Genomic DNA, 21,922 nt, shown 5'->3' with positions numbered 1-21,922 from the left:
TTGTAAAAAACTCCTTGCCGGAAATCCAGCATTTTGCCCAATCTCCGGCATTAGCATGATAGTCACCTGCGGCAAAGCTTTTGCAAAGATACTGCTCTATAGTTTAGGTCCTATAGGCAAACTTGTAACGTTTAATTCCTGCATTATTTTGACCAACCTTTGATCCAGCAGTTCGCCCTTATCAGCAGCCAGCGGCTGCCCATCACGCTTTTCCAAAATATCCTTAACCAGCTTTTTCGCTCTGACAAAAGCATCTTCAGCTCCTTGTCCCTCCCAGTTAGTCCGGCTTCTACGGTCTATAACCGCTGAAGGTATATAGGGTTCTCTTTTAAACCAATTAAAAGTGTGTTCTGTAGAGAGATAGTCGCCGCCCGGTCCCAGACGGCACATTAGTTCCATGGCCAATGCCTCCTCCGAACAGTCAATGCCCTTTGCCAACCGGAGGGCCATTCCGCAGATCTCATTATCAATAACCAGTTTCTCCAGGCTAAAGGTATTGCAAAAATCGAGCATCCCAGGCCCGGAAATCACATTAATGCCGGCTAAAAGGGCCACTATACCGCTGGCGCTGCTTTCCAGACCAGCTTGGCTGTCAACCAGTTTCGAATCGCTTAAACATGCATAAGTATGAGTTGGCAAGCCATAGTACTTGCCCAACTGGGCATAAGCTGCACTGATCATTGTGGCTTCCATGGCATTGAGAGAAGTCGTACTGTAGCGCATATCAAAATACATAGGAGCTCCCCCGTAAACCATGGGTGTTCCAGGGCTCACACATTGAGCCAGTGTAATTCCGCTTAGCGTTTCCGCTGTGTGTAAAAGGATTGAACCGGCCAGGGTAGCGGGTGAAGCTGCTCCCAGCATCGGCACTGAAATAGTTTCTATGGGGAGCCCGTACCTGGCACAGTCTATAATGTTTCGGCAACTGATTTCGGTCCATTTTAAAGCCGGAGACGAACAGACGTCAAACACGGCCCTGGGTTTTTCCCTCAGTTCATCATATCCTCCGGCAACGGCTGCCAACAGTTCATGCATATGGGTAATGCCATGGATTGAAAATGCTCCGGTAATTATCGGTTTTCGGCAATTTTTCAACAAAAGGTATACTCGGTAAGAGTCACCGATTAATTTGGGTACGTCGCTGAGCGTTAAGGCAGTAGACTGCAACGCTAAATTGTCCAGTACAGCCGTTACTCTGGCCACATTTTGCAGATCTTCAGCCCTGCTGGGATGAACTGTTAATCCATCCGAAGCCAGAAAATTTAGCGCCGCTGAACCGGGATCAAAATGTACGTTATTTCCTCCCAGCAAAGCCGCCGGCTGACCGTCTGTATCATAAAGCTGTATTGAACCCGGAACTTGCTTGAGAGCATCTAAAACCATTTCGGGAGGAAGTTTGGCAATTTTTTGTTCAAAGTTTACTTTTGCCCCGTGATCTTTTAATATCTGTAATGCATCCTCGGAATCAAAGAACACGCCAGTTGTTTCCAATATTTGCAGAGCCTTCTCATGCATCTCCTCTATTTGCTCATTGGTTAGCAGCCTTAACCCCGGTTGTCCTTCGAAAGTAAACATGGCCATTCTTTTTCACCCCCATTATCATGCTTGCAGCAAGTACTTTCTGGCTGGCCTTGCCTGGCAGATCTTATTTTTTGCAAGCCCAGGATTTGTCGTGCCTCATCAGGCGTAGCCACTTGCCTGCCCAATTCTCCGGCTACTCTGGCAATACGTTCCACTAATTGGGCGTTGCTGTCGGCCAAAACACCCTTAGAGTAATAAATGTTATCCTCAAAGCCAACCCGGACATGGCCCCCTAAAAGAATAGCCATGACAGCCAAGGGAAGTTCATTGCGACCAATCCCGGCAACACTCCAGGTACATCCACCAGGTATAGATTCTACCAGGTGTAATAGATGGCGTGGTTCTCCCGGGATTCCCCCAGGCACTCCCATCACAAAATCAAAATGCAAAGGCAATTGCAAAATTTCTTTCTTTACTAAGCTAAGTGCGTTACTAACCATCCCTACATCAAATATTTCAATTTCCGGCTTGACGCCATAGGCTCTCATTTCCCTGGCAAACCGTTCAACCATCGGCATGGGGTTAGAAAAAATCTCATCCCCGAAGTTCACCGTCCCCGTTGTCAAGGTTGCCATTTCCGGCCGTAAAGCAACGGGCTGTAAACGTTCTTCCGGCTCCATCCAGGAAGCTCCCCCGGTAGAAACCTGGATTATAAGGTTACATCTTTCTTGAATCAGAGCAATGGTTTCTGCAAAAACATCCCTGGATTGGGTTGCATTGCCCTGTTCATCCCTTACATGCAGGTGTACCATGGAAGCTCCTTTTTCCGCACAACGCGCTGTTTCCTCGGCTATTTCTAAAGGTGTCAGAGGCAGGTTGGGGTTATCTTTTCTAGTAGTTTCAGCTCCCACCGGAGCAACAGTAATTATCAATTTATCCAATCTTGACACCTCTTTGCCGTTCTTTGGGAACAACACAAGTCCCCCTTGCTTTGCCCACAATCACTGGCTCTTCCAAAACTTTAGCAGCAGATGGAAGAGCATGGTTCTTATCCAAGGCAATTACTTTAGTGGCTATAAATTCCATTTGCCGGGATGTATCACCAATCCTGGTAATTCTACCTCTGGCCTCTATATAATCACCGGCGTAGACAGGAGCTTTAAATTCCACTTGATCATAAGCGACAAAAAGGCCCTCATCGCCGTCTAAACGAATTAAAAGCTCGGTCGCCACGTCACCAAACAAGTCCAAAATTTTTGCACCATTAACCAATCCTCCGGCATAATGGGCATCGCAGCTGCTCATCCGGACCCGAATCAGTGCTTCCTCCACAGTCATCCCTCCCTACCTTACCGACTCACGAAACTTTATCCCAGGGGTTTTCCTTTCCAACTCTTGAACCATAAAAGAAGCAACATGTTCAGCATAAGTGTTAGGACCAAACCCTGCATCATAACCCAGTTCCTTTGCCAGTTCGTGGGTTATTCTCGGCCCCCCGACTATTAAAATTAATTTCTCCCGTAAGCCTTCCGCTTCCAGCATGTCTACCAACTTGGTAAGATTAGTGATATGAATGTTTTTCTGTGTCACCACCTGGGATACCAAAATAGCATCAGCCTGGGTCTCGTAAGCTTTACGGATTACTTCCTCACAATTGACCTGTGCTCCAAGGTTTAACGCATTTATTTCATGATAACTTTCCAAACCTTTATGCCCGTTAAAACCTTTAAGATTCATAATAGCATCGATTCCTACCGTGTGTGCATCACTTTCAATGCAGGCCCCCAGCACATTCAATTTACGGCCAAGTATTTGCCTAATGCGTTCATTAATATGTTTTTTATCCAGCAGCTGCACTTGCACTTCGGGCACAAAAATTTTTGTTAAATCAACAGTCTTTGTGCATTTTGCATAAATAATGTAGAAACTGAATTTATCACTTAAACTCTCAGCACAAACAACAGCCGGTTCTTCCAATCCCATGGAAAGTACCAATTGCCTAGCCCCCTCTTTAGCCACGTTGGACAGAGGGACAGGCAAGGTAAAGGATAACTGCACCATACCATCATCTAAAGTATCCCCGTAGGGCCTCACATTTGAAAGCTTATCCATTTCGCTGGCCTCCTTGCAACATCAGCGCAATAAAAGGGTTAAGGTAGTCAGCTTCACGTATAATAACCCCGTCAAGACCTTTCCCGCCTTCGGGTGAACGGGCTATATCGGCAAACCAACCTTGAGCCAGGGCTTGCATCAACCCCGTTTTTGCTACTTTTTCCAAGAATTCCACTGCTTTATGCAGTACTTCTCCGGCTCGTTGCCTGATAAAACCGTCGGTACGAAAGCTGATTTCTTCATTTAATCCATGCATATTGGAGAAAATGTACTTTGCTGCTTGGATACTAAGGTAACGGTCCTGGATAAAAGGCGTATGGATTGCTTCGGTCAGCATCCCCAGCAGATGAATGCTTTGACCGGTTAGAATAGAGCAGACGTCAAATAAGGCGTCCTGGACATGTCCCTGAAAGATGTTTCCTGTCATGAATTTGGTAGGAGGCATGTATTTGATGGGTGAGTTCGGAAATACTTCTCTTACCAGCTGAGCATGGGCAAGCTCATACAAAAAGCCGTTTGACTGCTGCGGGTCAATTTCAAAAGCGTGGCCCAGACCCAACTGTTCGGGAAGCATTCCCGAGCGAAATGCGAATTGCTCATTGATTAGCTGGGAGGCTAAAACAGTATGGGCACTTTCTATGGCATCGGCAGTTGTCAAGTAGTTATCTTCACCGGTATTAATGATGATCCCTGCGTAACCGTTAATCAAGCGGGAAAAAAACTGGTCGACAAAGGTACGCTGCATGTTAATGTCCCTGAAAATAATACCGTACATGGAATCGTTAAGCATTACATCCAACCGTTCCAAAGCTCCCATAACCGCAATTTCGGGCATACAAAGTCCTGAACAATAGTTGGTCAGGTAAATGTACCTTTTGACTTCACGGCTAACTTCGTCCAAAGCCTGCCGCAAAATCCGAAAATTTGCCTGGGTGGCATAAGTTCCGCCGAAACCGGTAGTAGTAGGCCCGTAAGGTACATAATCCAAAAGGCTTTGTCCTGTAGTCCGAATAACGGCAATAATATCAGCACCCTGTCTGGCTGCAGCCTGGGCTTGAAGGGCATCCTCATAGACGTTGCCTGTAGCTACAATAACATAAAGCAATGGTTCTTGACCTTTTCCCAAAAGCTCTTGTAATTCATCCCTTTCCCGACGCCGGGCTTGGATTTGGGCTAAAGCGTTTTCTGCCAGTTCTACGGCTAAATTCTCGATCTCATTTCTATGTTTCAATGGTAGATCCGTTAGCCTTAACTTACCGTACACAACCTCTTCCGCAACTTGTTGGGGGGTTAAATGCAAATTCAGCATAGCATTAACTACCCAGTACATAACTCCTTTACCCAACACGCCGGCTTCCCGCAAACCTTCTACAACCACATTGACCAGTGGCACTTCAAACTCGTTTACTCCGTCTACACCGAGCAGGCGCAACACAGCCCTTTCCATGCTTGTCGTAGTACGCTCATCTATATATGTTTGCACCTGCTCCACGATTTGCGCCGCCAATTCCCTGCCCCGGGCGATCAAATCATGATCCAGATCCAACTTATTCAAATTAATGCCCTCCCCATTAGGAGTTATATTTCTGTAATAAACCTAAAATTTTTAACCTGTACTGTAGAGTTTGGCGGGGAATACCCAGTTGAACAGCTGCTTTAGATATATTGCCCCCGGATTTTTGTAGTGCCTCTAGCAAGCACCTCTTTTCCACGTTTTTTAAAATCTCAGGTAAACTGTGCTCGCCCTTAACCACCATTGATTCCGAATCTGTACCGGAATTATTCAACTGACGTAAATGAGCTGGTAAATGCTCCAATTCAATAACCTGTCCAGAGGTAACATTCATGGCATGCTCAATAGCATGCTGCAGTTCCCTAACATTACCAGGCCAGGAATAAGCAAAAAATAGCATGCCGGTTTCTTCGCTTACATGAGTAACGCGGCGGCCTAATTTCCGGTTGTACATATTAATAAAATGGCTGGTAAGAGCGGGAATATCACTTTTGCGCTCCCGCAGAGGGGGGACCCGTAAAGACACAACGTTTAACCGGTAGTATAAATCCACTCGCAGCTCTTTTTTGCGCACCGCCTCTTCGGGGTCCACATTTGTACAGGCAATCACTCTGGTATCCACTTTCCGCAGCTTAGTATCGCCAACCCGAAGCAAAACTCCTTCCTGTAATACCCTCAGGAGCTTACTTTGCAGTTCCAGTGGCATAGAATTAATTTCATCTAAGAATAAAGTACCACCATCTGCCAGTTCAAAAAGCCCCGGCCTGTCTTCTGCTCCCGTAAAGCTTCCTTTGACGGTACCAAACAAAATACTTTCCAGGAGTGTAGCGGGAAAAGCCGCACAGTTTTGGGCTACAAAAGGGCCATGCTTACGTGGCGAAGCATTATGAATGGACTGTACTACCAATTCTTTCCCAGTGCCCGTTTCTCCCACCACTAAAACCGGTGAAGAACTGGCAGCTACTCTTTGGCCTAAAACCTTAAGCTTTACCATCAGTTCATGGCTGCCAATCAGATCATTGAATGTATATCTGGTAAAATTGCCCATTTCCTGATTTTTTGTTTTTTTTCTGCCGCTTGTTTTGCTGTCCAATAGTTCGGCTTGTAGCTCCATTACCCGTTCTGATAATTCTTTTATCTTAGTTATATCCCGGGAAATATCACACGCACCGATTAAAACTCCGTTGCGGTATAGCGGAAAAGTGGAATACAAAATAGTTACTGTTTTCCCGGTGCTAGTCACGATAGTCTGCTGCTGATTCAACACCGGCTTACCTGTTTCTAAAACCCGCATCAGGCTGCTGGTTTCCAGTGTCAAAGAAGGATATACCTGCAAAATATGTTTTCCCAGCACCTCATCCTGGCTTAAACCATCCATATCAGCTGCCACTTGGTTATAATAAACTGTTATCCCTTCTCGGTTAACTACTTGAACTGCTTCTTCCACATGGTTTAAAACCAAATCAAGACAAGTATCCCCTTCTTGTAACCGGCTAAGCAAACCTATTCCCCCTCAATTGGTCTGTTCATACTGCACTTCACGCATTATATCCACAACAGGTAATGGGTATAAAGCTTTACCCATCCCGGCAAGCAGTTCATCAGGATCCAAGCTTTTGCCGCCGGGTAAAACCGGGTTAACTGTTACTCCTAATAAATTAATTGGCTGTTCAACTTGAAAAATAATTTTTTTACTTTTAAGCTCTCGCCATAATCCACAATTGATAAATATTTTGCTGCCGTCTTGAACTATAACCGCCGGAGGATGATTAGTACAGAGCAGTGCTTCACCCAACCCGTCCCCTACCGCTCCTTTCACCAGTAATACCTCCGCCTTTTGGGTAATCAACTGTAACCATTCGGTTTTACCAAGCAGAGTAGTAGCAACGGGAACCTCCCGTAAAACCGCATCAACTAAAAACGACAGCTTGGAAGTGTTGCTCCGCATAATTTGGCGATAAAAGCTCTGGCATGCAGGCAGTTGTAGCTGTTCAACCCGGCACTTGGTTACACTGATCAACTGCTGCAAATCAGTGCTATAGGATGCTCCGGTAGCCAGAATAACCTGCTTGCAAATAAGCGGATCGGCGGAAGATTGCCGGTCAAAGGCACCGTCTATTAATATGCATTCCGCTCCCCAGGCGGCAAGTAAACTCAGCACTACTTTTAATTGCCGGTTTGTGCCGGGCCCGGCTGCAACAACTGAGGTTATAGCCTTTGCCCGGACAATTAACACCTCTCCCAAAGGAGTTAAAATTTCAGTATGTTGCAATTTTTCCCAGCATTCCATATTTTCTAACGCACGTTCGGCTGTCGCAACTAAAGTCCCCGGATGGACAATAATAGAAGGTTTTGGCAATTTAGTTAAAACATCGTAACGTTCACCGTCAAGACCAATGGATGTTAAACCTACACGCCGCCCCTGCTGTTGTAAAATTTTCAAGAGGAAGTTTAATGTAACTGTTTTACCTGTATTTTTGGCCATTCCAATAACAGCAATGCTTCCTCCCCTGGAAAATTCGAGAGGTTCAAACATTTTAAGCGTACATTTCCTGGAATATTTGTCTGAGGGCCGCACACTCCCGTACGGTTTGCAAAGCAACTTCGGCATGATCCTTGCAATACCCGTTGCCAATCAACATAGTTACATCCTTGCCTATCCCTTCAGCTCCCAGGGCTGCTGCAGTAAAGCTTGTTGCCATACTAAAGAAATAAACTGTTCCTCCGTCTTTGGTTGCCATAATTGAACCCATTTCCGTACCGGGGATGTTGACACAGTTGATTGTAACATCTGCCATCTGACCACCGGTCAGCTCTGCAACCGCTCTCATGACTTTCAGCGGATCAGTGGCATCTGCTTGGATTACAGCATCCGCCAACCCTAAGCTCCGCATGCGGGCACAACTTGCTTCACCTGAACCCATACCGATAACTTTTCCGGTAATTCCTGCCCTTTTCCTTGCTTCGTACAGGCAAAGCATTCCAGACTTTCCTCCGCCGCCTATTATCAGGACTGTTTGACCAGGCTTTACCAGATGGGCTGTTTGGGCCGGCGCTCCCGCAACATCTAAGATAGCCAGTGCCAGGTTAGGAGACATGTCCTGGGGTAAAACGGCGTAAATTCCGCTGGAGAACAGAATCGCCTGTGCATCTACTTCTACCTGTTCTTTCTCCAGATGAATTGCTTTTATTTTTTCGATTTTCAATGGGGTTAAAGACAGGGAAACCAAAGTAGCTATTCTGTCCCCTACCTTAACTGGAGTTTTTCCTGCCCAAGCGGTTCCGATTTGGCGTACAGTCCCCATCAACATTCCTCCGGAGCCTGTTACAGGGTTATGGTGTTTTCCCCGCCTTGCTACAATGTCCAACATCATCTGTGCCATTACTTCCGGTTTGCTGTTAGCTTGCTTTTTAATTTGCGTGAAACTGGCCGCATCTATGTTAAGTGTATCAACATCAATGAGCAGTTCATTATCGTAAATTTCCATGTTATTATCTATTTTCCATGCTTGCTGCGGTAAAACCCCTTTAGGTTCCAAGACCCGGTGTGTTCCATAAGGGCATCCGTTTTTTGCCACTTCCCCAACCTCCTAAGATATTACACATTTTCCCATAATAATCCTGCCTTGCTATAAAATTCATGCCTAATAGCTGAAAAAACCTTGCCCGCTCTTCTGCCCGAGATACCCGGCGTTAACCATGCGTTTAAGGAGGGGACAAGGCCGGTATTTGGGATCCCCAAAGCCGTTGTACAATGTCTCAAGAATTGCCAGGCAAGTATCCAACCCGATTAAATCGGCCAGCGCCAGAGGCCCCATAGGGTGCCTTGCCCCGAGTTTCATCACCCGATCAATATCTTCTGCCGCAGCAACTCCTTCCATCAGTCCATATACGGCTTCATTGATCATTAAAAGCAAAAGTCTGTTTAAGACGAAGCCGGGATAATCCTGCACAGTTACCGGTTCTTTGCCCAGCTCCCGTACAAATTGTACAGCCCGTTCATAAACCCAATCGGCAGTCCTTTCACCTTTAATCACTTCTACAAGTTCCATTACCGGAACAGGGTTCATAAAGTGCAGCCCGATCAAATTGCAACTGTGCTTATAAGCTGCTGCCAAACAGGTGATGGAAAATGAAGATGTGTTACTGGCCATAATTGTTTTCTCTGAACAAATCCCCCCTAATTCTTGAAAAATTTGCCTTTTCAACTGCTGATCTTCGTTGACTGCTTCAATTACCAGAAAAGCAGAAGCCGCGTTGACCGGGGTATCACTGAACTGTATATTTTGGGCAAATTGTTCTGCCTGCCGTATGGTTATTTTTTCTTTGGCAAGCAGTTTCCCCCAGCTCTGCTCTATCTTGGCCCGGGCTTTCTCTAAAGCCTTTTGCGAAACATCATAAAGCGTAACGTAATACCCAGCCTGAACGGTAACCTGAGCGATGCCGCTGCCCATCTGTCCCGCACCTGCTATAAAAACGCTCTCTGCCAACTTTTTCACCTCTCCACCAGTAAAGCCATCCCTTGTCCGCCGCCTACACAAAGTGTTGCCAGACCACGGCTGCCTCCTTTAATCTTAAGGATACTGAGCAGAGTTACCAGGATACGGGCCCCACTTGCGCCTATAGGATGCCCTAGGGCAATTGCGCCCCCCCACACGTTAACTTTTTGCCAGTCCCATCCTAATTCCATGCCAACTGCTATGCTTTGCGCAGCAAAGGCCTCGTTAGCCTCTATATAGTCCACATCTTCCAGCGTCCAGCCTGCTTTGGCCAGGCATTTTGTGACAGCCGGCACAGGCCCCACTCCCATCACCTCCGGCTCGACCCCGCTGGATGCATAAGCGACTATGCTGGCCAAAGGTGTTAAACCCAACTGCCGGGCCCGTTCTTCAGACATGACGACTAATGCTGCAGCCCCGTCATTAATACCGGAAGCATTCCCTGCAGTTACCGTACCTCCATTAAGAAAAGCGGGTTTCAGACTTGCCAGCTTTTCTAACGATGAATCCGGTCTGGGATATTCATCTTGCGAAAATATAACCGGCTCCCCTTTCTTCTGGGGAATGGAAACAGGCACAATTTCTCCGGCAAAAAAACCTTTTTGCCGGGCCATTTTAGCCTTACGCTGGCTTTCCAAAGCAAATGCGTCCTGTTCTTCCCGGGAAATGTTATAGCGCTCTGCCACCTTTTCTGCCGTCATCCCCATATGATAGTCACCAAAGGCGCACCACAATCCGTCTTTAATCATGCCGTCAACCAGCCATCCATCGCCCATTCGCTGTCCCCAACGGGCAGTGTGCAGCAAATACGGAGCCCGGCTCATATTTTCAGTGCCTCCGGCAACCACTATTTCCGCTTCTTCCGCTTGCACAGCTTGAGCTGCTAAAGCCACCGCTTTCAGTCCTGAAGCGCACACCTTATTGACCGTCATGGCAGGGACTTCCACAGGCAGTTTAGCCTTTATGGCCGCTTGACGAGCTGCGTTTTGCCCCAGTCCTGCCTGCAGTACATTGCCCAAAATGACCTCATCAACCATTTCCGGCAACAGATTAGCCCTCGCACAGGCTTCAGCAATAACTGTTGCCCCCAAATCAACAGCGTCAATGTCTTTGAGGCTGCCTCCGTACCCGCCAATTGCCGTACGCACTGCACTAACAATAACCGGCTTGGCCATACCCATTCCCCCATTCTCTTAATTTTTTAAAAAATCTTAACCAATTTCCATGCAAGATTCATACCATACGGCATCTCCCCAAGGTACTCGGCTATATTTAAATTGCTATCACAAAATTTCTTAATACTGACAAAAATTCAGCAGCAGTTCGCTGCCGCAAATTTGCAAAGGCATATCGGAACCACGCCGAATAATGAGCAGTATAATGCCAAATATTAGGCAATTAATCATGGCAAAACAATTTACCGGGGGAATTGACCTGATAGTTTTTTCCAGTTATATTTAAAAACAAAGCACAATACCATTTAATGGATAAGCTGAAAGCGGGGGGAAAGAAATGGCCTATATCTTAGTGAAAAAAGAAGAACAGGTTACAACTTTAACCTTTAACAGGCCTGAGGCACTAAATGCCATAAATACGGAAATGCTGCTGGAGTTGGAAAACGTTTTAGATACTATAGCCACAGATCCAAATACGCGGGTTGTAATTGTAACAGGTGCAGGAGAAAAAGCTTTTATTGCCGGCGCCGATATTAAAGAAATGCTGCCCTTAAGTCCCGAAGAAGCTTTTAAGTTTTCCTGTTACGGTCAACATGTACTGCAAAAGTTAACAGATTTGCCTCAGCCGGTGATTGCCGCTATCAACGGGTATGCTTTAGGAGGTGGGTGTGAGTTAGCACTGGCTTGTGATTTGCGCATAGCCTCAGCCAACGCGGTCTTCAGCCAACCTGAAGTTTCCCTTGGCGTTATTCCCGGTTTTGGCGGAACTCAACGCCTAACTCAGCTTTTAGGTATAGCTAAAGCTAAAGAACTAATTCTTACAGGCAAAAAAATAACAGCCGATGAAGCTTACTCATTAGGTCTGGTTCATAAGGTTGTAGCCTACGGACTAGCCCAGAGTGCCGCCTATGAATGGGCCGTGAATCTTGCTAACCTGGCGCCTTTCGCCTTAACCCAAGCCAAACAAGCTATTAATTACAACGCACAACTTCTACTGGAACAGGGCTTGCAGGCCGAAGCATCATATTTTTCAGCTTGTTTTGCTACCGCGGATCAAAAGGAAGGCATGGAATCTTTTTTAGCCAAACGCAAGCCCGTTTTTACCGGAAAATAGCTTATTGCTGTTTCAACTAAGCAGTTTTTGTGCCAGCCAGTAGTAGCCTAAAGCAGCTTGCTCCATCTGATCGATTTCTATGTATTCATCCACTACATGGGCCAGTTCCTCCCTGGAAGGGCCGAAACCAACGGTGGGTATGTTTCGGATCCCTGCGCTTTGACTGCCGTCGGTGCAAAAAGAGTATTTGGATATTTCCGGGTTTAATCCTGCGGATCGCAACGCTTGGAGCGACTTCTGCACAATTTCGCTATGCTCCTCCATGAGCCATGCGGGGAAAAACCTGGTGCTTTCAATGATACTACCGGTATAAGTAGTTCCTCGACCCCGGGTGTATTCCACCTTTGCCTTAAATTGAATATCCTCCCGGCGCAGTTCATCCATTATTGCCTCAATTTGCGCCAACACTCCCTCAGGCTTTTCCCCAACCAATAACCTGCGGTCAAAGGTTGCTTTACAGAAATCAGGGACAACAGAGGCCCCCGGGAAAGGATAGGAGATGATATCGGTTAATTCGATTATTGCTTCACCTAAAAATTGATGCTTTGGAAGCTTGAGTTCCATTATCTTTTGCACAGCCTTCAGCATAGCATAGACCGCATTATATCCTACTTTAGGATTAGCCGAGTGGGCATTTTTCCCAAAAGCAGTCAAGGAAATTTCCGCTCTGCCCCTTTGCCCGATTTTCAAATTGAGCTCGGAAGCCTCACCAATAATTACATAGTCTGGATTCACCTGGTCCAGCACGTTGCCAAAAGCTACTCCTTCAAAAATCTCCTCGTAGACAATGCCCGCTATATACACATCGCCGCTTAATTTATGCTTATCTTTAATTAGCTCCTTGGCGGCATAAATCATTGCCGCCAGGGCTCCTTTCATGTCTGATGCTCCCCGTCCATAAATCCTGCCTTGTTCAATCACACCGCCAAAGGGAGGGTAAGACCACTGCTCCTGGTTTGAAACATCTACAGTATCCATGTGGGCATTAAAAAGCACTTTTTTATTCCCGTTACCTGAGACTTTTCCGATAACATTACCCCAAGAGTCAATCCAAACCACGTCAAAACCCAACTGCCGCATTTCCGTCTGCACCCTCAGGGCCACTTCTTGTTCCTGCCCGGATACGCTTGGACGCTGAATCAATTCACTGCAAAAGCGAACTAAATTATCCCTGTCAATCTTAGTCATAACTGCCTCCTCCATGAAGAAAACTTGGCTTGCGCCAAGCTTAATTTATAACCTATATAGTACATTCTTGAAAAATCATTTTGATCCTGCTCAAGCTAAACCGCCTTATTTAAGCGCTATTGCCCCAAAGGCTAACGCCAGAATAACCACAATTACATCATGGACATTAAAAATTTTAATTAATATAAAGCTGATGATTCCAATGACCGCACTTACCCATGGACTGGTAATTGATATGGATTTAAAAAAAGTTTCATAGACCAAAATGGCCAGCATGACACCTACAACCGGTAAAATAGCCTTGGTCATCCCGGTTATGGCGGGCAGGTTTTTATATTTGACCCAAAATTTAAAAATTAGCAGCAACGCTAGTAATGAAGGCATAATAGTACCGGATAAGGCTACGATCAAGCCGGATATACCGGCTACTTTATAGCCAATGTAACCGGCCAACTTAGTGGCGATTGGACCTGGTAACGCATTGGCCAGAGCAAGAAGTTCAGAGAATTCAGTTGGCGACATCCACTGAAAATTATCTACAACTTCCATTTTAACTAGTGGGATGGAAGACGGTCCCCCTCCAAATCCTAAAATACCTACTCGGAAAAAAGCAACAAACAACTGCCATAACTTCAGCATAGGCACCTTCCTCCGCGCCTTCCTCTAACTATCAAATGCTAAATATTTTATTTATTATTGTTGCACTGTTCGACCAAAAATCAAGAGTTTTTTCTGGTTGCCAATTATTTACTAAATTTTGAGTTGCCGTGCTTTCTATTAGGGATATAATAAAGACAGGTTGTTGCTGTAACTTCTGCAGCTTCGTTAAATAATAAATGAGGTGAAAATAAATGCTGCAGCTGAACGAAATATGCAATGCTTTTTCTGTAATCCTTGACATGGCAGGTGAAAGGACCTTTGAACATTCCAAAAGGACTGCTTATATAGCCACCCGACTTGGTGAAACAGTAGGCTTTCCAAAACATCTCTGCTTCTACGGCGGACTATTACACGATATTGGCGCCAGTGGGGAACTTAACGCTTATAGTCTGAAAGAAGTACACACGCAGCGGCATTTGATCTACGATCATGCCAAATTGGGGGCCGAAATAGTTAAAGATCTACCCTTTTTAGGGGAAATCTCCCCCCTGATTAAATACCATCATGAACACTATAACGGTTCCGGCGCATTTAAACTTTCCGGCAATGAAATTCCTTTAGGTGCCCGAATTTTGTACCTGGCAGACCAAATTGACTTGCAGTTAGGCGAAAATCTGGGGGAATCAATAAACAGGGAGAAAATTATTGGCTGGGTGCAAGAATTTTCCGGCAAAACAGTTTTCCCCGAGCTTAAAGACGCATTCCTAGTATTAGCCGCCACGGAGAGGTTTTGGCTGGATTTGGAGAACCGCAACCTGGACTACAGCTTATCCAAAATACAACCTCAGCCTCTTTATATTTCTTTTGAAGAATTTGAGGTTATAGCTCACGCTTTCAGCCGTATTATTGACAATAAGAGCAAATTCACCCACAACCATTCACTGGGGCTTTTTAAAGTAGCACAAAAACTGGCAGCGGGGTTGGGGTATGACGGATTAATGCTGAAAAAAATCGGCATAGCCGCCTACCTGCATGATTTAGGGAAGCTCATCGTTCCTAGAGAAATTCTGGAAAAGCCAGGCAAGCTTTCATCCGAAGAATTTGCTATCATAAAACAGCATACTTACTACACTAAAAAAATTTTATTGCAGGTCAAAGGCTTGGAAGATATTGCAAACTGGGCTGGCAACCACCATGAAAAATTAAACGGCACAGGGTACCCCGAAGGTTTGACTGTCCTTAGCCAGGAAGATCAGATCATCGCATTTGCCGACATCTATACAGCTTTAACAGAAGATCGACCTTACCGCGCTGGTTTAAGTCATGAGGAAGCAATAAAGATCATAGAAAAAATGGTTGAGAATAATGATTTAAGCCAAGAATTATTTCTTAAATTTCAAGCCATTATTACAGAAAAAGTGGCTTAAAATTATCAAACCGGGTTTTACAACCCGGTTGTCCCCTAACCAAAATAATATGCTATTGCTGTTGCCCCAAGCATCACAGCCATCCCGCCGGCCATTAGGGCGGAATTTCCATTAATCAATCCCAAATAAATCACTATAAAATCTAGCCACATTAAAATCACAGAAGTAACCAAACCCTGGAGTTTATATTTCTTTTTAAATGATTCAGCCATGTACCCACCCCCAGTTTTTGTTGTTACTTGATACCCGGGAAGAAGACATAAAGCATTAGCCACGCCAAAATACCCACAACCAGGCACTGCACAATAGTATATAGCGTAGTGGCTTTTAAGCAATCACCTTCCCGACCGGCTTGACCAGTAACCCCGGTCCCCAAAGCAACGTTCATCGGGCAAAACATATTGCCAATTGCCCCGCCGGTCGTCTGCAAGCCAAGGATCACAAAGGGACTAATGCCTAGCAAGGTAGCCACTTCGCGCTGCAGACCGGTAAATAGGATATTGGAGTTAGTATTGCTGCCGGTCATAAAAGCTCCTAGCACACCGATGAACGGGGAAATAACGGCATAAAGAGCGCCGGTATATTTAGCCATGCCATGGGCCAAATAAGTTGTCATTCCTGTTTCCATCATCACTACGGCCATCATGCTCATAGTGAGCACAGTCACAGTTGCCCCAATGGCCTGTTTTACCACTCTATTGCCAACCATCCCCCTACCTCCAGCGGGCCAGAGCTTTTTAGTACGATAAAAGAGGTAGGCAAGAAAAGCTGACAAAAAGATTAAAGTTCCTGGTGCTGTGAACATTTTAATTGAAGAGTATTTTTTAGCCGCTTCGTTGGTAAAACCGAAAGCTGTTTGTGTTTCGGGAAACGGCAAACCCAGTGACCAGAGATCACCCAGAAAATCTTTCAATGGCTTAATTAAATAGATAACAAAAACTACAAAAATTAAAATAACCACCCATGCCTGGAAGGCACAACCAATCATGAAAATTAGCTAAGTTATTGCAAAGGTTGGATTTTTTGCTACATTGAAATTATCAGGGACAAAGGTTGATTTTATTTTGATGGTATAACCTCGTTAAATAACCTAACTTGATTGCTTTTGAGCACAGCCAATTGTCGCCCCTTGTTCTTAAGGACTTGGGAACAGCACGGGTACTAAAATCTTTATTTCTCGAGCAATCATCCCTGAAATTCTTTGGAGCAGGAGTGAGTTACATGCAAGACATCCTGGAAATATGTTGTGGTCTTGATGTCCACAAAGAAACGGTTGTAGCCTGCCTATTAAAAGGCAATGTTGACGGGGAACCGGTTAAAACCATCCGCACCTTTTCCACCCTTCTTGCCGGGCTAGATGAAATGAAAGTTTGGCTAGAAAATGAGAACTGTCGGCATGTTGCAATGGAAAGCACCGGCATCTATTGGCAGCCTGTATATAACGTGTTGGAAGAAGCCTTTGACGGCAGTATGGTTTTGATTGTTGCCAATGCCCGGCATATGAAAAATGTACCCGGTAAAAAGACCGACATGAAGGACGCCGAATGGATAGCTACCCTTTTGCGTGCCGGATTATTAGAAGGAAGTTTTGTTCCCTCCAAACCAATCCGGGAACTCCGTAATCTGACCCGGTACCGCAAAAGTATCATCGAGGAAATTACGTCACAGAAAAACCGGATCGAAAAACACTTACAAAGCTGCGGCTTTAAGCTCTCTACCTTCCTGACCGATATCTTCGGCGTATCGGGCCGGGCGATTATGGATCATCTTAGCCACCATGGGAAAATATCCGCCCGGGAAGTAGAGAATTTTGTAAAGGGGCGTGCTAAGAATAAGCTCCATGAGATCAAACAGGCTGTCAATGGCAAAATGGATGTTCATCAAAGAGAGTTTCTAAAGCTATTGTTAGGTTGGCTAGATCAGCATTACGAGCATCTCCGTCAAGTAGAGCAAAACTTAGAAGAAAAACTGGCTCAGTATCAAAGACAACTAGAGCAACTAGACGGCATACCGGGCATTGATAAAACTGCAGCAGCAGCCATTTTGGCGGAAATCGGAATTGATATGAGTCGTTTTAAAACCGCTGAACATATCTGTTCCTGGGCGGGCTTAAGCCCCGGTAACAATGAAAGTGCAGGAAAAAAAAAGTCCACTCGTACCACCAACGGTAACACCTATTTAAAACGGATCCTATGTGAAGTTGCTTGGTGCATCACCCGAATACGTCAAAGCTACTTATCATCCTGGTATTGGAAAATCAAACAACGCCGTGGCGCCAAAAAAGCTCTTGTTGCATTAGCCAGAAAAGTTCTCGTAATAATATACAACCTGTTAAAAAATGATGCTGATTACGATGAAACATCCTTTGAAAAAGCCAAACAAAAACAGGAAAAGTTCCGAGTTAAAAGGATTATTGCTGAAGCTAAGAAACTAGGTCTGGAGGTGATAGAACCCCACGAGGTTGCTTAACAGCTACAATGGTTTTTCCAAAAGAATTAATTTCACTGATGCAAGATCTGCATTGGCTAGTTAATTATTACCTTTTTACGGGTTATCCTGGTTGCCATATGCAGTTGTTAAAGAATATTTCAAATTTATTTTCGTACTAAAATAAGCGGAAAAAGCAGTAGTAAATTTAAAAGGTTCATTGCCCTGCTCAAGTAGTAATCCTTCCTTAGGTTTATAAACTTCAAGTTTTGTTACCACAAGTCCCCCAACTAATAAGCCTGCGATTCCGGCTGTAAAAGAAGCTACATAGGGAGTAACGAAATTTGCCATAATGTTTAGTATGACAGCCATAGTTATTCCAATTATAAGAACAGCCGGTGTACCCTCTTTAATTCCTTTCCAACCGCCATAGTAATGAGAGATGCTCCACCCTACCATTAAACAGCAAATCCCTAAGAATAGAGCTCCAAAGGTAGCCAGTCTAGTAGGATCGAGATCGGTCAAACGAACTAATACTGAGTAGGAAGAACCTAAAGAACCGAATGTCACAGCCCAAGAGTGCCCGATTAACGCTGTAACTACGGCCAAGATTGGATCAAAACCTAACCCTACTAATAATGGAGAACTTACTGCTACAGGAACTCCAAATCCACAAACGCCTTGAATAAAAGAAGGAAAAGCCCAGCCTAAAACTAATAGCTGCAACAGTTTGTTACCATGAGTTAGCCGGGTAAATGTAGAAGCTATAACTTTAAAACTGCCCGTAACATCTACCACATTATATAAAGTCATTGCACCCCAAATGATGTACAATACCCACACCGTAGTCCACAATCCCTTAATAGTCCCTGAAGCTAAAATATCCAAGTCACCACCGAAGAAGAAATAGCCGATTATGATCGATGCCACCCAGGAAACAGCACCTGATTTACCACCGCTCCAGCGAAAACCCATCATTAAAATCAGCACAACCAGAATAGGGATCCAAGCAATTAGCCACCTACCCACAGTCAATTCAGGTAAACCTTGCACTTTGATGCCTCCCCTCTAAATTAGGTTGCCGACTATAATCATTCAAAACGCTTACACCACTGCCACCCCCCTTTGCAATTTACTAATTATATATGTTATCGCCATATAAAAAATATCCGGATAGGATGGTACTTATATGGTTTTTTTCAAACAAAAAACCTTGGGAATTCCCAAGGTTTAGCTTGTAGCCAAAGCTCGAATGTATTATTTCGCTCTGGACAAGCTCGCACGCCGTTAGCGGCGGCAGAGCAGCCAGCCTAGAGCGAAACCAGTCCCCCTCCATAATACTTTCGACTCCTATTAAAGTGTGTTGACAATCTGAACCCCGGTAATTCCCCAAGGTATTACGTAATTACACAAGGTTTTCAGCACAGCGCTTAATTGCCTGCCTCAACAAGTTTTTATATTCCTCCGGCGCTAATTTCTCTTTAAAGCCAAGCTCCGTTTGGGCCTTACCTGTTGCCAGCTCCCACCTGTCCGCCAGGAAGGTACTTCCTTGCCATGACTCTCGCGGCACCGCTATTACTTCAATCTTCCGGCCAACTATCTCCCTGATCATGGCGGCAATTTCTTCCCAGGTTACATAAAACGAAGCTAAGTTATAAACGCCGTCCAGTTTGGTACCCCCATGGAGCATCCCACTTAGAACAGCAGCCAAATCCATAAAATGTAAAAAACTACCGCCGGCGCCTGCCGGAACTTCTAAATTCTGTCCCTCTCGCGCTGCCTTAATCATTTCCCTTAAATGTTTTCCGCCAATTTCTTCCGCAAACCCCCACCAAAAACGAATGCTGAAACAGGAGAAGCTGTTAGCTTGGGCGTAGATGGCACATAATTTTTCAGAAGCGAGCTTCCCTAAGGCATAAACCGGTTTTCTTGCTCTCTCAACCAAGCAAGGATGCTCCTCTGCTATGGTTTCTGTTACAGGCAACCCGTAAACTATGGCGGAACTAAGGTTGCAAAATGTTTTTACTCCTTCTTCTGCAGTTACTGTTAACAAATTGATTAATCCACCGATGTCCCTTTGAAACACATCTTCCGGACTGTCGGAAAAAGACCAAGCACAGTGGATAACTGCGTCAACACCGGTCACGATTTTTGTCAAAACAGCTCTTTCCAAGGTACTGGCTTTAATTATTTCTAAACTTTTGCTATTTAATGACTGTAGTTTCTCCGGTTGTGGATCCAGCACCCGAATGTTATGACCTTCTGCAAGAAAATGGCTGGTCAGGTAAGTTCCTACCGAACCCCCGCCTCCGGTTATTAAGATATTCATTCTATACACTCCTTGAAAAACATGGCTTGCACCATAGCAATTCCAATCCTCTTTAGGACCGGCGGAAGCCGTCTGCTAAAACAAACCCGGTTAGCCGCTATGAACTTTTCCCAGATAGGGATGATAGTGTCTGAGATCCATGCCCATTTTTGCCAACTTAAAGGTGTAGATAGACTCAGTTTCAATAGCAGCGCTGACATAAGTTGCAATTATCGAAGTCAAAATCACAGGCATTATTAAATGGTAATTTCTAGTAAGTTCAAAAGTCATCAAAATGGCAGTTACGGGAGCTTTAAAAACCGCGGCAAAAACTGCCGCCATACCGACAACAGCAAATCCCCCAACTAGATCTGCGCCGGTAGCCATTTTAATACCAGCCCCAAAAACTCCTCCCAGCATTATCCCAAGAAATAAAGTAGGTGCAAAAATTCCGCCGACTGCTCCCGAACCCAAACTGAGAGAGGTGGTGACTGCTTTACCAAGAGTCAGGACAAAAAGTGTTAATGTGGATAAACCGCCAAGCAATGCCAACTGCATTACTTCGTGCCCCTCCCCTAAGGCTTCTGGCAAAAATAAACCTATTATACCTACCGCTATACCACCAGCTGCTGGCTTTAACCATGACTGGATTGGACAACGCCCGTGCCACAATTGCCCTACATAATGAAAGAACCTTATAAAAAAAGCCCCATATATTCCTGCTAAAATACCGAGGATAGGGAAAAGATAAAGGTGCGAAAACTGCAGCAATAAATTTGAAGGTAGATCAAAAACCGGTTCGGTAGTGTAAAATAAGTGGGCAATATAAGTTGCAGTCACCGAACTTAACGCACATGCTAAAAAACTTTTTCTCCGAAAGTCACCTAAGATAACTTCTTGAGCAAATATTGCGCCCGCTAAAGGCGCATTGAAACTGGCCGCAATACCTCCTGCCGCACCTGCGGCAATCAGGCTCTGCTGTTCTTGGGAAGAACAACTGATTCTGCTTGCAAAAACCGAGCCAATGGCACAACCCATTAAAATCGCAGGACCTTCCGGACCAACCGATCCCCCGGAGCCCATAGTAATGGAAGCAGCCAAGAGCTGCCACCAAACTACCTCTGGGGGAATGAAATTCTTGCCTTCGGCCAGTCCGGCAATTAACCCCGATACGCTAACGTTTTTGAAATCACCAACAAGAATTTTTTTAGCTATCCCAATGATTAATCCGCCTGTTGCCGGCAATAAAACGATAGCGTAAGAGCTTAAAAACAAAACGGCATTGTAAAGATGCTGAAAAAACAGCTGTGAAAAAAACTTAATCAGGAGCTTAAATAGAACTGCCGCGAGTCCTGTGAAGATCCCCAACAAAATTATACTCATTATGACCCAAAAGGAGTTTTTGAGGGAGGTACCATGCTTAAGTATACCTGCCACCTCCCTTTGGAATTAGTAACCGCTGACTACCTTTTTTAACCGGAAGGTTGATATATCTAAAAGCAGTCCATGGATAGACAAATCTTTCGGCAACCATTTAGAACTCTGCAACTGTTGCACTGCCTCTTTAATATTTGTTTCTTCATCTTGTATTTTGCCGAGCCATTCTTCAATCTCAGCAGGTTTTAAACCAGTTACCACCCCCCGTTTAACCATCTGCTGCAATATCGCAGTGCCTTCAATATTTTTCATGCCACACTTAGTATGACCAACAACAATTATCTCATCAACTCCTAATTCATATACGGCAGCTGCCAGACTACGAACAACATCTTCGTTATTTAGCACCCGGTTACCGGCATTTTTTAGAAAAATCGCATCACCGGTATCTAACCCCATTGCAGCTTCCAGTATTCCGCTTAACCTGCAATCCATACAGGTTAAGACTGCTAGCCTCCTTCTAGGATTGGGCGATAATTGTTGCGGAATATATTGGGCACAAAATTTGACATTTGCTGCCAGGATTTGCTCTAAAAGCATTAGCTACCTCCTGTAAAAAGATAGTCGTGTCCTGTCTAACCGCGCTTGCTTGCCTGCAAAA

General features: G+C 45.0%; 21 protein-coding genes. 3 read left to right on the top strand and 18 right to left on the bottom strand.

Going from position 1 to position 21,922, the window contains the following annotated elements; genetic code table 11:
- Positions 1–96 precede the first annotated feature (96 nt).
- The 10 genes from EYS13_RS01980 to EYS13_RS01935 all read right to left on the bottom strand — a co-directional run bounded on the left by EYS13_RS01980 (position 97) and on the right by EYS13_RS01935 (position 10,820).
- Complete coding sequence (locus EYS13_RS01980) at positions 97–1,581, bottom strand: trimethylamine methyltransferase family protein (protein ID WP_227765438.1); 1,485 nt, start codon at positions 1,579–1,581, stop codon at positions 97–99.
- Positions 1,545–2,462, bottom strand: coding sequence for a 3-keto-5-aminohexanoate cleavage enzyme (gene kce / locus EYS13_RS01975; RefSeq protein ID WP_227765436.1), 918 nt, complete (start codon positions 2,460–2,462; stop codon positions 1,545–1,547). Before kce ends, EYS13_RS01980 begins: the two co-directional genes overlap by 37 nt.
- A complete protein-coding gene (kal, locus tag EYS13_RS01970; RefSeq protein ID WP_277998239.1) occupies positions 2,455–2,853 on the bottom strand; it encodes a 3-aminobutyryl-CoA ammonia lyase in 399 nt (132 codons plus the stop codon). The genes kce and kal overlap by 8 nt, the downstream gene beginning before the upstream one ends.
- Before the next feature lie 12 nt (positions 2,854–2,865).
- On the bottom strand, positions 2,866–3,633 hold the full coding sequence (gene kamE / locus EYS13_RS01965) for a lysine 5,6-aminomutase subunit beta (protein WP_227765431.1): 768 nt from the start codon (positions 3,631–3,633) through the stop codon (positions 2,866–2,868).
- The gene (gene kamD / locus EYS13_RS01960) at positions 3,626–5,188 is read right to left on the bottom strand and encodes a lysine 5,6-aminomutase subunit alpha (RefSeq protein ID WP_227765429.1); all 1,563 of its coding nucleotides are present in this window, start codon (positions 5,186–5,188) and stop codon (positions 3,626–3,628) included. The genes kamE and kamD overlap by 8 nt, the downstream gene beginning before the upstream one ends.
- Positions 5,189–5,204: 16 nt before the next feature.
- Positions 5,205–6,647, bottom strand: a complete 1,443-nt coding sequence (locus tag EYS13_RS01955; protein WP_227765427.1) for a sigma-54 interaction domain-containing protein — start codon at positions 6,645–6,647, stop codon at positions 5,205–5,207.
- 12 nt (positions 6,648–6,659) lie between these two features.
- Positions 6,660–7,682: a lysine 5,6-aminomutase reactivase subunit KamB gene (gene kamB / locus EYS13_RS01950; protein ID WP_227765424.1), complete on the bottom strand. Its 1,023-nt coding sequence runs from the start codon at positions 7,680–7,682 to the stop codon at positions 6,660–6,662.
- 1 nt (position 7,683) lies between these two features.
- Positions 7,684–8,724 (bottom strand): L-erythro-3,5-diaminohexanoate dehydrogenase, encoded by a 1,041-nt coding sequence (gene kdd / locus EYS13_RS01945; RefSeq protein WP_227765422.1) that lies wholly within the window; start codon positions 8,722–8,724, stop codon positions 7,684–7,686.
- A 66-nt stretch (positions 8,725–8,790) separates the two neighbouring features.
- Positions 8,791–9,645: a 3-hydroxyacyl-CoA dehydrogenase family protein gene (locus EYS13_RS01940; protein WP_227765420.1), complete on the bottom strand. Its 855-nt coding sequence runs from the start codon at positions 9,643–9,645 to the stop codon at positions 8,791–8,793.
- On the bottom strand, positions 9,642–10,820 hold the full coding sequence (locus EYS13_RS01935; protein ID WP_227765418.1) for an acetyl-CoA C-acetyltransferase: 1,179 nt from the start codon (positions 10,818–10,820) through the stop codon (positions 9,642–9,644). Before EYS13_RS01935 ends, EYS13_RS01940 begins: the two co-directional genes overlap by 4 nt.
- A 337-nt stretch (positions 10,821–11,157) precedes the next feature.
- Between EYS13_RS01935 and EYS13_RS01930 the strand changes: the two genes are divergently transcribed.
- Entirely contained in the window at positions 11,158–11,934 is a 777-nt protein-coding gene (locus EYS13_RS01930) for an enoyl-CoA hydratase/isomerase family protein (protein WP_227765416.1), read from the top strand.
- A gap of 12 nt (positions 11,935–11,946) precedes the next feature.
- Here the strand turns inward: EYS13_RS01930 and EYS13_RS01925 are convergent, their stop codons facing one another.
- Positions 11,947–13,122 (bottom strand): YgeY family selenium metabolism-linked hydrolase, encoded by a 1,176-nt coding sequence (locus tag EYS13_RS01925; protein WP_227765414.1) that lies wholly within the window; start codon positions 13,120–13,122, stop codon positions 11,947–11,949.
- Between the two features lie 105 nt (positions 13,123–13,227).
- Entirely contained in the window at positions 13,228–13,761 is a 534-nt protein-coding gene (locus tag EYS13_RS01920) for a chromate transporter (RefSeq protein ID WP_227765411.1), read from the bottom strand.
- A 212-nt stretch (positions 13,762–13,973) separates the two neighbouring features.
- Between EYS13_RS01920 and EYS13_RS01915 the strand changes: the two genes are divergently transcribed.
- Positions 13,974–15,149: an HD-GYP domain-containing protein gene (locus EYS13_RS01915; RefSeq protein ID WP_227765408.1), complete on the top strand. Its 1,176-nt coding sequence runs from the start codon at positions 13,974–13,976 to the stop codon at positions 15,147–15,149.
- A 35-nt stretch (positions 15,150–15,184) separates the two neighbouring features.
- Here the strand turns inward: EYS13_RS01915 and EYS13_RS01910 are convergent, their stop codons facing one another.
- Together EYS13_RS01910 and EYS13_RS01905 are read right to left on the bottom strand one after the other, a co-directional pair.
- A complete protein-coding gene (locus EYS13_RS01910; RefSeq protein WP_227765406.1) occupies positions 15,185–15,361 on the bottom strand; it encodes a hypothetical protein in 177 nt (58 codons plus the stop codon).
- A gap of 23 nt (positions 15,362–15,384) precedes the next feature.
- Positions 15,385–16,137 carry an L-lactate permease gene (locus EYS13_RS01905; protein WP_227765405.1) on the bottom strand — a complete coding sequence of 251 codons (753 nt, stop codon included), beginning with the start codon at positions 16,135–16,137 and terminating at the stop codon, positions 15,385–15,387.
- A 233-nt stretch (positions 16,138–16,370) separates the two neighbouring features.
- Between EYS13_RS01905 and EYS13_RS01900 the strand changes: the two genes are divergently transcribed.
- The gene (locus EYS13_RS01900; RefSeq protein WP_227764392.1) at positions 16,371–17,618 is read left to right on the top strand and encodes an IS110 family RNA-guided transposase; all 1,248 of its coding nucleotides are present in this window, start codon (positions 16,371–16,373) and stop codon (positions 17,616–17,618) included.
- A gap of 75 nt (positions 17,619–17,693) precedes the next feature.
- Here EYS13_RS01900 and EYS13_RS01895 read toward each other — a convergent pair whose 3' ends face one another.
- The 4 genes from EYS13_RS01895 to EYS13_RS01880 all read right to left on the bottom strand — a co-directional run bounded on the left by EYS13_RS01895 (position 17,694) and on the right by EYS13_RS01880 (position 21,861).
- Positions 17,694–18,629 (bottom strand): L-lactate permease, encoded by a 936-nt coding sequence (locus tag EYS13_RS01895; RefSeq protein ID WP_227765403.1) that lies wholly within the window; start codon positions 18,627–18,629, stop codon positions 17,694–17,696.
- Positions 18,630–18,981: 352 nt separating this feature from the next.
- Positions 18,982–19,905, bottom strand: a complete 924-nt coding sequence (locus tag EYS13_RS01890; RefSeq protein ID WP_227765401.1) for an NAD-dependent epimerase/dehydratase family protein — start codon at positions 19,903–19,905, stop codon at positions 18,982–18,984.
- A 90-nt stretch (positions 19,906–19,995) separates the two neighbouring features.
- Positions 19,996–21,267 (bottom strand): chloride channel protein, encoded by a 1,272-nt coding sequence (locus tag EYS13_RS01885; protein WP_227765400.1) that lies wholly within the window; start codon positions 21,265–21,267, stop codon positions 19,996–19,998.
- Positions 21,268–21,333: 66 nt separating this feature from the next.
- A complete protein-coding gene (locus tag EYS13_RS01880) occupies positions 21,334–21,861 on the bottom strand; it encodes a beta-class carbonic anhydrase (RefSeq protein WP_227765398.1) in 528 nt (175 codons plus the stop codon).
- Positions 21,862–21,922 lie beyond the last annotated feature (61 nt).

The organism is Zhaonella formicivorans, from assembly GCF_004353525.1.
In the GTDB taxonomy this organism is placed as follows: Bacteria; Bacillota; DUOV01; order DUOV01; family Zhaonellaceae; genus Zhaonella; species Zhaonella formicivorans.
Note: the sequence above shows the minus strand (reverse complement) of the source record. Positions and strands in the feature narration are given on the sequence as shown.

Bases quoted from the DNA above. Each gene is read 5' to 3' on its own strand.
- EYS13_RS01890 (WP_227765401.1), bottom strand. From the start codon at position 19,905: ATGAATATCTTAATAACCGGAGGCGGGGGTTCGGTAGGAACTTACCTG.
- EYS13_RS01925 (WP_227765414.1), bottom strand. From the start codon at position 13,122: ATGACTAAGATTGACAGGGATAATTTAGTTCGCTTTTGCAGTGAATTG.
- EYS13_RS01930 (WP_227765416.1), top strand. From the start codon at position 11,158: ATGGCCTATATCTTAGTGAAAAAAGAAGAACAGGTTACAACTTTAACC.
- EYS13_RS01980 (WP_227765438.1), bottom strand. From the start codon at position 1,581: ATGGCCATGTTTACTTTCGAAGGACAACCGGGGTTAAGGCTGCTAACC.
- EYS13_RS01910 (WP_227765406.1), bottom strand. From the start codon at position 15,361: ATGGCTGAATCATTTAAAAAGAAATATAAACTCCAGGGTTTGGTTACT.
- kamE (WP_227765431.1), bottom strand. From the start codon at position 3,633: ATGGATAAGCTTTCAAATGTGAGGCCCTACGGGGATACTTTAGATGAT.
- EYS13_RS01905 (WP_227765405.1), bottom strand. From the start codon at position 16,137: ATGATTGGTTGTGCCTTCCAGGCATGGGTGGTTATTTTAATTTTTGTA.
- EYS13_RS01935 (WP_227765418.1), bottom strand. From the start codon at position 10,820: ATGGCCAAGCCGGTTATTGTTAGTGCAGTGCGTACGGCAATTGGCGGG.
- EYS13_RS01885 (WP_227765400.1), bottom strand. From the start codon at position 21,267: ATGAGTATAATTTTGTTGGGGATCTTCACAGGACTCGCGGCAGTTCTA.
- kamB (WP_227765424.1), bottom strand. From the start codon at position 7,682: ATGTTTGAACCTCTCGAATTTTCCAGGGGAGGAAGCATTGCTGTTATT.
- EYS13_RS01900 (WP_227764392.1), top strand. From the start codon at position 16,371: ATGCAAGACATCCTGGAAATATGTTGTGGTCTTGATGTCCACAAAGAA.
- EYS13_RS01915 (WP_227765408.1), top strand. From the start codon at position 13,974: ATGCTGCAGCTGAACGAAATATGCAATGCTTTTTCTGTAATCCTTGAC.
- EYS13_RS01920 (WP_227765411.1), bottom strand. From the start codon at position 13,761: ATGCTGAAGTTATGGCAGTTGTTTGTTGCTTTTTTCCGAGTAGGTATT.
- EYS13_RS01880 (WP_227765398.1), bottom strand. From the start codon at position 21,861: ATGCTTTTAGAGCAAATCCTGGCAGCAAATGTCAAATTTTGTGCCCAA.